The organism is Streptomyces sp. NPDC058632 (assembly GCF_042717095.1).
In the GTDB taxonomy this organism is placed as follows: domain Bacteria; phylum Actinomycetota; class Actinomycetes; order Streptomycetales; family Streptomycetaceae; genus Streptomyces.
In genome coordinates this window covers 52,484-63,617 of sequence record NZ_JBHXQZ010000043.1, presented here as the reverse complement: position 1 = coordinate 63,617, position 11,134 = coordinate 52,484, and the positions used below count along the sequence as shown (strand labels likewise).

Genomic DNA, 11,134 nt, shown 5'->3' with positions numbered 1-11,134 from the left:
CCATATGGTCGAGGCCCTCTTCCGCTGTTCCAGGTCTCGTCGGCGCTCCGATCCCGTTCACATCGGGCCCACCCGAAGCTTTGAGGGCAACTTCCGCCACGGGACGCCGGAGACGACGATGAAGCGGACCCAGTCGGTGAAGGCGGCCGCGGCCATCGGCGCCGCCACGCGTGGTTACGGCGGCGGGGAGGTCCGACAAGGGCGGGCGACGAACGCAGGCAGTGCCGGAAGTCTCCCGCTGCTCCTCCAGCGCAGCGGGAAAAGGTGAGCGCTCGTCCCCCGCCGACCCTGGTTCGCTTTCTCGTTACTTCGGTTCCTCATCAGGAGTCTTCTCGTCGGCCATCACGCACCCCTTCTGCGGGCGCCCCGCCGAGGGGCGTTCCGCACTGCTGTGGGCAGGAGAAGGATTCCGGCCGCAGATACCACCGGCGAAGCTGCAGGCGGCTGAAGCCGCATCCCCCTCGCTACTGCCCGTCCACCCCTCACGCCGCGACGTCCTCCGCCGCGCCGCCTTCACGAACTGAAGCGCTCACACCTTCCCGCGGAAGTGAAAGCATCGTCAAACCTGTCCTTGTGTTCGCGTTCGCCGACCTCAGGTCATGTTCATGGGGTTTGTGCGGGACTCCGTGCTCCCTGGGGTTTTCCGGTCTGCGCACGGGGCTGGTTGACTTCTTCCGCGCGGGCTGTCGATGCCGGGCCTCCGGCCGGAGGGTCCGCGCACCGACACACCGCTGGGCCCACTGAAGGAAGTGCACGTGGAGCAGTTCGCCGCCGGCAAGGTACTGCGCGGCAGGTACCGGCTGGACCGGATTCTGGGCAGAGGGGCGATGGGGCACGTCTGGGAGGGGACGGACGTGTATCTGGAGCGCCCCGTGGCGGTCAAGACCGTGGCCGCCGACCTGCTGGCCCTGCCGGACCGGCGCCGCACCGCCCTGGCCCGTTTCGAGCGGGAGGCGAAGACCGCCGCCCGTCTCGACCACGCCAACATCACCACCGTGTACGACGCGGCCGTGACGGAGGACGTCTGCTGCCTGGTGATGCAGCTCGTCGACGGGACGACCCTCGACAACGTGGTCGACGGCGCCGACGACGGGCGCCTGTCCGTGCCGGCCGCGGTCTCCGTGGCCGCGCAACTGTGCTCGGGGCTCTCCGCCGCGCACGCGGCCGGCCTCGTCCACCGCGATCTCAAGCCGCAGAACGTCATGGTGCGCACCAACGGTCTGGTGAAGATCCTCGACTTCGGTCTCGTGAAGGTCCTCTCGGACGCCGACCCGCAGCTGACCACGACCGGCGAGACGCTCGGCAACGTCGCCTACGCCTCGCCCGAACTCCTCGCCGGGGACAGGGCGCTGGACGGCCGCAGCGACCTGTACGCGGTGGGGTGCCTGCTGCACCACGTGCTCACCGGCCGACCCCCTTTCGGCGGCCCCGGTCCCGCCGAGCTGGTGACCCAACACCTCACCGCGCCCCCGCCCCGCTTCGCCGACCACGGTGTCGACGCCCCGGCGGCGCTCCAGGACCTGACGCACGCACTGCTCGCCAAGAGCCCCGGGGACCGGCCCGGCGGTGCGGCGGACGTGTACGCGTCGCTCGGCCCGTACCTGCCGGACCCCGACCCGGCGTTCGCCAACCGCAGGATGCCGGCGGAGGATCCCCGGCGGCCGTTCCTCGTGCCGCAGGGGCCGGTCATGGCCCGTTAGCCGGGGCCGCCACCGCGGGCCGGGTCACGCCGCGGCCGGCGGCCGCACCTCGATCAGCTCCTTCAGGAACGGGCTCGCCTCCCCGTGCCAGAAGACATCCAGGCTGTCCCGGGCGCGTGTGGCGGCCACGAACAGCAGGGACCGGGCGCGCTGCATCTCCGTCCGGTGCCGCGCCGGGTCCGTGGTGCGCCGCCGCTGGACGTCCGCGCGCGGTACCAGCCCGTCGGCCACCCCGGCGAGGATCATGCGCTGGTACTCCAGTCCCTTGAACCGGAACATCGTGCCGATGTGGACGCCGCTGTCGCCGACGGGTCCGTCCGGACCGATCTCCTGCGCCATGATGCCGTGCTGCCGCAACGTGTACGCGACCTCGCGCGCCATGTCGTTGGTCGGCACGGCGATGGCGATCTGCTCGTGCGGCACCTGCCCCCAGGACTCGATCAGGGCGGTGATCGCCTCGCGTTCGTCCGCCCAGTCGGGCAGCCGGTGCAGGTCCGGTACGCCACCGCTGAGCACGGACCGGTATCCGGCCAGTGTCTCGGCGCTGCCGTCGAGGTCGTCGTACTTCTCGTCGCCGAGCACGTTCAGCGCGGAGCGCAGGATCTGCCGGGTGGTGCGGTAGCTCAGCGACAGTTTCGACGACCGTCCGCGGATGTTGATGCCGAGGCTGCCGAGGGTCACCTGGTTCTTGTAGATGCGCTGGTGGGTGTCGCCGACCAGGAAGAGGTCGTTGCGGTCCGGGGCGGTCATCGCGCGCAGCATCTTCCAGTGCGCGGGACGCAGGTCCTGGGCCTCGTCGACCACGATGTGCCGGTACCGGTAGCGCAGCCAGCCGCCCGAACCGTCGGCCACGTGGACGTTGTCGAGGCCGCCCGCCTCCTCCCGGCGGCGGTCGATGTCCTGGATGCGCCGGGCGCGCCCTGCCTCCAACTGCGCGGCGCGTTCCGCGATCTGGTCCCACGTCTGGACTCCGATCCGGTCCAGGCGCTGGGCGAACCGCTCGGCGAGCTGCCAGATCCCGGCGCGCTCGGCACGGGTGACCGTGCGTCCGCGTCCGGCGCGGCGGGCCCGGAAGTAGTCCGTGCGGGAGGTCACCGCCTGGCCGAGGATCACCTGGGTCCACTCGTCGTGCAGGAACTCCGCGTCCCAGCCGTCCTCGCCGAGTTCGTCCAGGAGCGAGCGCCATTCGCGGACCGCCTGCGCCTCGTCGACGATGCGCTTGCGGTTGCCCGGTTCCGCCTCCCGGACGGTGCGCAGCGCGAGCTGGTCGACGTGGCTGATCTCGACGCGCGAGAGCAGCTCCTCGCCGCCCAGGGCGAGCAGGCGTGAACGCAGGTCCGCCGCGAGGTTCTTGTTGTACGTGGTCAGCAGGACCGGCTTGGTGCGGCCGGCCGGGAGCCGCTCCACCAGGTGTCTGACCCGGTGCAGCGCCACGATCGTCTTGCCGGTGCCGGGTCCGCCGCCCACGCGCGCGGGACCGCTGTAGTCGCGCGTGACCAGTTTGGCCTGGGTGGGGTGCAGGAAAACCTTCCAGCGTCCGAAGTCCTCGCCCTCCAGCGCCTCGCGCAGCGCGTCGTCGGTCGTGGTGACGATGGTGGCGGGACGTTCGGCGGCGGCCCGGAAGTCCTCCGTGTCGACGGGTTCCGGCGCCGCGACGGGGGCGGTGACCTGATCCAGGACGTCGTCGTACGCCTTGCCGTCGTACAGCGCCAGCAGCACCTCGCCGGTGAGCTGCGGCGCGTACTCGACGAGGCCGAGGAGCTGGTCCTCGGTGGTCAGGGCGGCGACCACCGGGACGAGGGACGGGGCCACGCCGAGGTCGGTGAGCTCCTGCTCCGACCACTTCCCGAACAGCGGCTCCGCGGCGGTCGGTTCGACGGCCGGGGCGGCGGGTTCCACCGGCTCGGCGCGAGGCGCGTGCCCGGGCGCCGGCGGGGCCGCGGGCGCGAGCACCTCCTCCTGTACGACCTGGAGGTCCACGTACTCGATGCCGCCGGTGACGCGGTTGACCGAATAGGTGAGCCGGTCCAGGTGCGCGTACACGTCCTTGCGGTGCTTGACCGAGACGATGAGCCAGTCGTCGTCGGCCAGCCGCAGCAGCAGGGCGCGGTACTCGTCGTTGACGCGCGCCGAGTGCAGCTTGTCGTGCCCCTGCAACTGCTTGAGGCGCAGGCCCGCGGAGTCGGGGTTGGTCTTGAACTTGTGCTGGAAGTCGTAGATCGCGCCCTTGACCGGGCGGGGGAGCCTGAGGATCTCCCGGTCGGCCTTGTCGAGCAGGCGCAGTGTCACGTTCTTGCCGGTCACGGTTGTCCGTTCCCCCCGTTGTCCGTGGTGGTGCCCTCTGGCCGGTGACGACTCTTCGGGTCGCCGGATGGTGGTGCGTCGTCGAGGCGGTCCGCGAGGTCCCCGGCGGTCCAGCCGGTGGCGGGCCGCACCTCCCAGCCGGCCGCGGCGAACGCGCGGTCCCGGTCGGCGGCCTCCGGGTCCTCTTCCTCGCCCTCCGGCGGGCGCGGGGCGAGGACGACGCCGACGCGTGCGGTGGGCCAGGCCAGTTCGGCGAGCCAGCCGTTCGCGTCGAGCTCGTAGCCGTCCTCGGGGGCCGGGACACCGCGCGCGGCGAGTGCATCGGCGAGTGCGCGCAGGCCGGGCTCGTCCGGGTCGAGGTACTCGGTGACCCGGTCCCACGCCGCGTCCCGGACGGGCGGGGCGTCACTCCCGGTGGACACCTCGGCGGTCGCGGGCACCGACGGCGCGGGCGGTACGACCTCGGCCGGCGGGGGAGCGCCACCGCCCAGGGCGCCACCGCCAGGACCGCCGCCATCGGGACCGCCGCCATCGGGAGCGCCGCCGTCCGGACCGCCACCGGTGGCCGCGTCGCCGGCGAGCGTGACACGGACGCTCTCCAGAACCCCGCCGCCGCCCGTGACCGCCAGGATCTCGACGGGGAACCCGTCGAGACGGCTGCTCGTGAGCTGCACCGCGTCCCCCCTGCCGCTGTCCAGGAACTGCAGCAGGTTGGACCAGTACAGCCAGGCCCGCCAGCGGCGCTTGTGCGCCTCCTCCCGGGCGTGGACGCCGGGCGCGTCGTCGAGGAGGACGATGCCCGTCCACGCGGGGGGCCTCACCCGGCCGTCGGCGGCGAGGACCAGCGGCAGTTCCGAGCGGTCGGTCACCGTGAACAGCCGCACCGGCCCGGGCGGCCCGGCGGGAGCCGTCCCGTGCAGCGCCCCCGTGATCTGCTCTCCCAGCACGTCCGGGGACAGCGCGACCGGGTGGGCACCGGTGCCCATGAAGCCCGCCAGGGCGGCCTCCGCCCGCCACTGCCAGCGCTCCGCGTCCGGCAGGCGCAGGTACTCCACGAGCTGCACGGCCGGATTCACCCACACCGTCTCCGCGAGCTCTCCGGGCAGCCCGCCCCGCACGGTGGCGTAGTAGCCGCGTGCCTTGTCGCGGGCCCGGTCGCCGTACGGCTCCCACACCGGGTCGGCCGGTCCGGTGCCCCCGTTGCCGGTGTCCCGGACGCGGCGCCGCCAGTCCTTCACGTCGCCGTAGGTGAGCTGGAAGACCCGGAGCCCCTCCGCGCGCAGCCGGGTGCGCTTGTCGGCGTCGTCGCCGACCCGGTTGTGCTCCCGGCCGGCGTGGAACTCGTAGCCGTCCAGGTAGACCGCCAGGCGCGGGCCGGGCGCGTCGACCCGTTCGAAGAGGACGTCGGGGCGGGTGCCGTCGAGGACCCGCTGCTGGGACACCCGCCAGCTGAGCGTGGTGCCGTCGGCGGCGGTCAGCCGCAGGTCCAGCGCGTGGGTGCCGGCCGGGGTGACGTAGGCGTCGCCGCTGGCGCGGTTCTCGGGCAGCGCGGCCCACTCCCGCAGCGTGTCGATGAACAGGACCTCGAGGTCGCTCTCGGCCTGCTGGTGCATGGGGATGTGCTGGGTGGTGGTGACGGGGGAGGTGGACCAGCGCTCGCCGTCCGCGCCGAGCAGTTCGTCCAGCATCTGCCGGACCTCGTTGCGGCTGACCTTGTCGTAGTCGGCCGGCGGGACGCGGCGCAGCAGACAGCGGTGGCAGCCGTCGAGGCCCTTGCGCAGACAGTCGCAGTCCTCGATCACCTCGCGGGCCTTCAGCAGCACCTCGCGGAAGCCGTCGGAGGTCGCCAGGCGGTGCAGGTACCCGGTGCCGCCGGGCAGCCGGTCGTAGACCACCAGGAACCGGCGCGGCCAGTCGCGGTCCTCGCCGTCCGGCATGGACGCGGCGGTGATGTCGATGTGGTCGGGGTCGCCGCCGTAGCGGGCCGCTATGCCCGCGAACAGCGCGGCGGTGAACGAGGCGAGCCGCTCCTTGGCCCGCGCCACGGACGCCGGCAGCAGGATGCGGACGGCCTCCGTGGTCAGCTCGTGCGCCAGCAGCAGCGGTACGTCCTCCCCGGCACCCTGCGCCTCCCCGCTGCCGCGCAGCCGCCGGCGCGGGCACCACAGCTGGTGGTGGGCGCCGGCCCGGGTGGAGTGGGCGAGGGAGGCGGTGAGCGCGTGCTGCGACTGGTCGACGACCGGCCGTCCGTCGGCCGTGGCGCCGCCGCAACTCGTGCACACGTAGAACGGGTTGAGGCGCACGTCGTCCCCGGCCAGCGGGACCGTGCTGCTGCCGTCCTGCCGGTCGATCCCCAGGTTCAGGGTGCGGACGACGGCCCTGCGGGTGAAGTCGGCGCCGAAGACGGCGCTGTCGTGCCGCCACGATCCGGCCGCCAGGTGCGCCGGGTCGACGTCGACGGTGGTGAGCACCGCGTACCGCCTGCGGTCGCGTTCGTCGCGGTCGTCGCGCACCCGGGCGTCGTCCCGCTTGTCCCGGGACGTCACGCGCCGGGGCTCCAGTACGTGGTGCACGCAGCCCGCGTCCGCGATCTCCCTCGAGCCGCACCGCGGGCACGGCGAGGTGTCGCTCTTCGGGTCGCCGTGGGTGCGCGCGTAGCCGCAGGCCGGGCAGAGCCGCCACACCGCCCAGGCGCGCCGCTCCGGGCTGCCGATGTCGAGGGCGCGCACGACGTGCCGGTAGCCGTTGACGTAGAAGCTGTTGCCGGGCGCGAGCTCGGTCAGGGCCAGTTTGCGGGAGCGCTCGTAGTCGCGCATCTCGCTGCGGTACACCCACTCCCGGCGCTCGTCGTCGTTCGACGAAGCCTCCGTGCCCTCGTCGCCGCCGGCGGCCTCCTTCCAGTAGAGGGTGGCCTCCAGTGACGTCGTCGTGTCGGTGAGGCTGTAGTTGGGCAGCAGGCCCAGTTCGACGAGGGCGCCGTGGGCGCTGGTCTGGCTCAGCCGGCGCAGCAGCTCGCCCGTGGCACGCCGTTCCGCGAGCAGCTCGCGCCGCTCGGCGCCCTGTTCGCGGTCCTCGGCGAGCAGCCCGTCCACGGCGGTGTCGATGGCGGCGATCCGGCGGCGCAGCTCCTCGCGGCGCGCCGTCCACTCCTCCTCGGCCTCGGCCAGCGTGCGCGCGATGCCTCCGGTGGCGTAGGCGCGCAACTCGTCCGCCGCGTGCGGGGACACCCCCCGGTCGTCGTCCGGGCCGCCGCCCGGCGCCTGCGGGAACAGCGCCAGGAACTCCTCCACCAACCGCGCCCCGTGGGTGAGGGCGGCGTCCGACAGGTCCTGGCACCAGCCGGTGGTCCCGAACAGCGCCGACGACAGGCGCGGCACGGGCATGAGCGGTTCGCCGTCCGCCGTGGTGAGTTCCCCGCGCGCCGCCCGGTCCAGCAGGTGCGCGGTGTACTGGCGGCGCAGGATCTCCACGGCCGACAGGTAGCAGCCCGGCGGCACGATGTCACCGGCGATCATCTGGGTCGGGTCGTCCAGGTAGTACCGGTCGCGGGCCCGGCGCCCGCCGAAGGCGACCACCAGCGCGTTGCCGGTCCGGCGTCCGGCGCGTCCGGCGCGCTGCACGTAGTTCGCCGGGCCGCCCGGCAGCGAGCCGAGCAGCACCGCCGACAGGTCGCCGATGTCGATGCCCAGTTCCAGGGTGGGCGTGCAGGACAGCACGTTCGGGTCGGTGTAGTGGACGCCCTGCCGGAACGTCCGCTCCACGCGCTCCCGTTCGGGCCGGGTCAGCATGCCGGTGTGCTCGGCCGTGACGACCCGGTAGGTGCCGCCGGTCAGGTACAGGCGGCGGTAGTAGTCGGCCCGGTAGTCGCGCTCCAGCTTCCCGCCGAAGCCGCCGCTGCCCGCCCCCGTCGACGACATGCCGTACTGCGGCGGGGTGAGGATGCCGGTGCAGCGCCAGCGCGGGCAGGGGTGCCCGTACCAGCGGGTGCGGCGCTCAGGCGGTACGACCTGCTGCCAGCCGCACTCCTCGCAGGCCACGAACGCCTTGTTGACCAGGTCGTCCGTCAGCAGCTGAACGTGGATGTGGCCCGGCTGCAGGCCGTAGACGCGGGTCGTGCGGTCCTTGGCGGTGCGGGCCGACAGCACGCCCTCGTCCGCGAGGACGGGCAGCAGCCGGCGCAGGTACTCGGTCGCCTGGGCGGCGTCCGGGCCGAGGCAGCGCCGCGTCCAGTCCTGGTACCAGTTGCCCCGTCCGGCGACGGTGTCGAACTTCGTCTTCTCCTTGGGCCCGGCGAGCAGGAACCTCGGCGGTGCCACGTAACCCTCGGGGAAGGCGGGCATCCCCTCCGGCCGCTGTCCGGAGATCAGGTACTGGTTGACGCCCGCTTCCCTGATCCAGGTGTCCAGCCAGCGGTGCCGGACGCCACCGCGCAGCCGCATCCGCTCCAGCAGTCCCCGCACGTACGCCAGGTACCGGTCGGGTGTGGGCAGGCCGCCGTCCAGGCCGAGTTGTCCCGGCAGGGTGAGGTGCAGGTCGCGGGCGAGCGCGACGATCCGGTCCGGCTCGGCGATCACCACCTCCGCGGCCGTGGTCCGGGTGAGCTCCAGGGTGCGCCCGAGCCGCGAGCGCAGCCCGAACTCCATGACGGTCGCGAACGCGAGCCGTTCCCCGATGAGTTTCCAGGTCCGCGCGTCCCCGGTGCCGCGCCCGGACAGGAGCCGGTCCACGCCCGGTTCGTCGTGCAGGTCCGGCGGGACGACGGCGGCCAGTGCCCGCGGGTCGTCCACGGAGTCCAGGACGTCGCCGATGAGGTCGTTGAGCGGGAGCGGCGCACCGGTGTCGTCCAGTCGGTGCGCCAGCAGCGAGCGCAGCGAGAACTTGTACGAGGCGCTGGCGACGTACCCGGCCCGGTGCGCCGCGTCCTGCGTGGAGTCGTTGAACAGCAGCGTCTTGCGCTCCTCCGGAGCCAGCGCGATCTCCTGGCCGCCGGTGAACAGCTGGGTGACCGTCGCGGAGGCCAGCGCGGCGAGCGCGGTGCCGAGGAACCGGATGCCGTTGTCCGTGTTGCAGGCCGGGCAGGTGTCGTCCCGGGCGGCCTGGTCGGCGGTCTTCTTGTCCAGGAGGGCCCGCGCGAACCAGGCGTCCTGCAGCCCCTCCCCGTCCCCGGCGACCGGCATGCGGTAGGTGCTCCGCGCCCCGTCCAGCACCACGACGGACTGCGGATCGACGCCGCCCGCCTGCTTCGGCGCGGTGCCGGTGAGCGCCGCGAGGGCGTCCCGCGCCTCGGCCGGGGTCGCCGCGATGAAGTACCGCAGCCGCCGCTTGTCCCGTCCGACGGAGGCCTGCCAGATCTTCGTCGGACCGGTCTCCAGCTTCTGCGGATCGGCCTCCGGGGACAGGGCCGCCCAGCCCGAACGGCCGCACACACGGCAGTAGATCGCGGGCAGGTGGGCCTGGGCCGGTCGCTGCACGGTGTCCGAACCCGGCAGTGCCCGGGGCCGCCGCGAGTCCGCCGCCGGCCAGTCGTCGCTCTCGGACGGGTCCTCGGACGCGGACGCGGACGCGGCGGTGAGCGCGGAGCGCCGCGCGACGGTCCGCTCGTCCTCGTACCAGCGGAACTCCGGCCGGGCGCCCACCCCGCTCAGCACCCGCCCCACCGGACGGACCCACAGGTGCGCCTCGATGTGCAGCAGCGGACGCGGCCGGCGCGCGTCGGACTCCGGGTCGCGCGCGGACGACAGCAGCGCCACGAACCGCGACAGCGCCTCCAGCGCGAGCCGCGGGTTCTCCCGCGCGGTGCGCGCCCACGCGTACCCGAAGCGGGCCATGCGGTCCCGCAGCCCCCACTCGTCGAGCGGTTCGCCGTTCAGCAGCGCGAGCACACCGTGGGTGAAGTCGTGCTTCTTCAGCAGCCGCCCGATCCGGAAGGCGTCCAGGCCGCGCCGCCCCAGCAGCCGCTCGGCGAGCCCGTCCAGGTCGAGCCGGTCCGGGTCGGACTCCACGCCCGGCCCGCCGGAGACCTCGATGACCTCCTTGGGGTCGGGCGGCTCGGGCAGTTCGTAGTCGATGTCGCCGACGAAGTCGTCGGCGCTGAGCCGCTCCTCACCGATCACCGCGTCCGCACCGAACGGCACACCGAACACCTGCTCGGCGACGGTGAGGACGCCGCTGCCGTCACCCCCGCCCTCACCGAGGGTCGCCGAGGTCGCCACCGGGCAGATCGACCCGAGCGGCCGCTCCGGCTTCGAGGCGCCCACGGCGGACGCCAGCCGCCGCAGCAGCATCGCCACGTCGGTGCCCTGAGCGCCGTCGTAGGTGTGGAACTCGTCCAGGACGACGTACGCCGGGTCCGCCCCCTCCCACAGCGGGCGGTCCTCGGCCCGCTGCAGCAGCAGGTCCAGCATCTTGTAGTTGGTGATGAGCACGTCCGGCGGCGACTGGCGCATCTCCTCGCGCCGCGTCATCACCCGCCGGAAGTCCGTGTCCGGCTTGTCGCCGATGTAGAGACCGGCCGTCACCTGCGCCAGCTCCGGCTGCGCGAGGTAGTCGCCGATGCGGCCGGCCTGGTCGGTGGCGAGCGCGTTCATCGGGTACAGCAGCACGGCCTTCACCCCGCGCCGGCCCAGTGCCTTCTGCCGCCGGCAGTGGTCGAGGACGGGGATCAGGAACGACTCGGTCTTGCCGGACCCGGTGCCGGTCGTCACGAGCGTCGGCTCGGCCGCACCCTTGTACGTGCTCAGCCGCTCCCAGGCCTTCGCCTGGTGCCGCCACGGAGTGAACGACGGCTGCCACTCCAGCGCCGACCGCCACCCGTCGGCGGCGGGGTGGAACGGCGTCCTGATCCGCAGGTAGGGCCCCCGGAAGATGCCCGTCTCCGGATCCCCGAGGAACCGCTCCAGCGCGAGCCGCGTGTCCTCGTCGGCCAGCGCGTACGTCGTCGTGAGGTACTGCGTCAGACTGCCGCGGAGCTGCGCGGCGGCCAGGGTGGGCTTCACGAGGACCTTTCGGACATGGCGGGTACCGGGACCGCCGGGTGCGCACCACCGTGACCACAGGCGTCGGTACCGTGACGATCGGCATCAAAAATAGCGCCCACCTCGGACAACGGTACCCAGCCGACCAGAACCCGG

General features: G+C 73.3%; 3 protein-coding genes. 1 reads left to right on the top strand and 2 read right to left on the bottom strand.

Translation table 11 applies throughout. The annotated features are described in order from the left end of the window. The first annotated feature begins 755 nt into the window (after nucleotides 1–755). Entirely contained in the window at nucleotides 756–1,700 is a 945-nt protein-coding gene (locus ACFWVE_RS18350; RefSeq protein ID WP_384014980.1) for a serine/threonine-protein kinase, read from the top strand. Between the two features lie 24 nt (nucleotides 1,701–1,724). On the opposite strand, the gene ACFWVE_RS18345 is transcribed toward ACFWVE_RS18350, so the two are convergent. After that, a complete protein-coding gene (locus tag ACFWVE_RS18345) occupies nucleotides 1,725–4,004 on the bottom strand; it encodes a UvrD-helicase domain-containing protein (RefSeq protein ID WP_384014977.1) in 2,280 nt (759 codons plus the stop codon). Next, nucleotides 4,001–10,999 (bottom strand): DEAD/DEAH box helicase, encoded by a 6,999-nt coding sequence (locus ACFWVE_RS18340; RefSeq protein WP_384014974.1) that lies wholly within the window; start codon nucleotides 10,997–10,999, stop codon nucleotides 4,001–4,003. The genes ACFWVE_RS18345 and ACFWVE_RS18340 overlap by 4 nt, the downstream gene beginning before the upstream one ends. Nucleotides 11,000–11,134 lie beyond the last annotated feature (135 nt).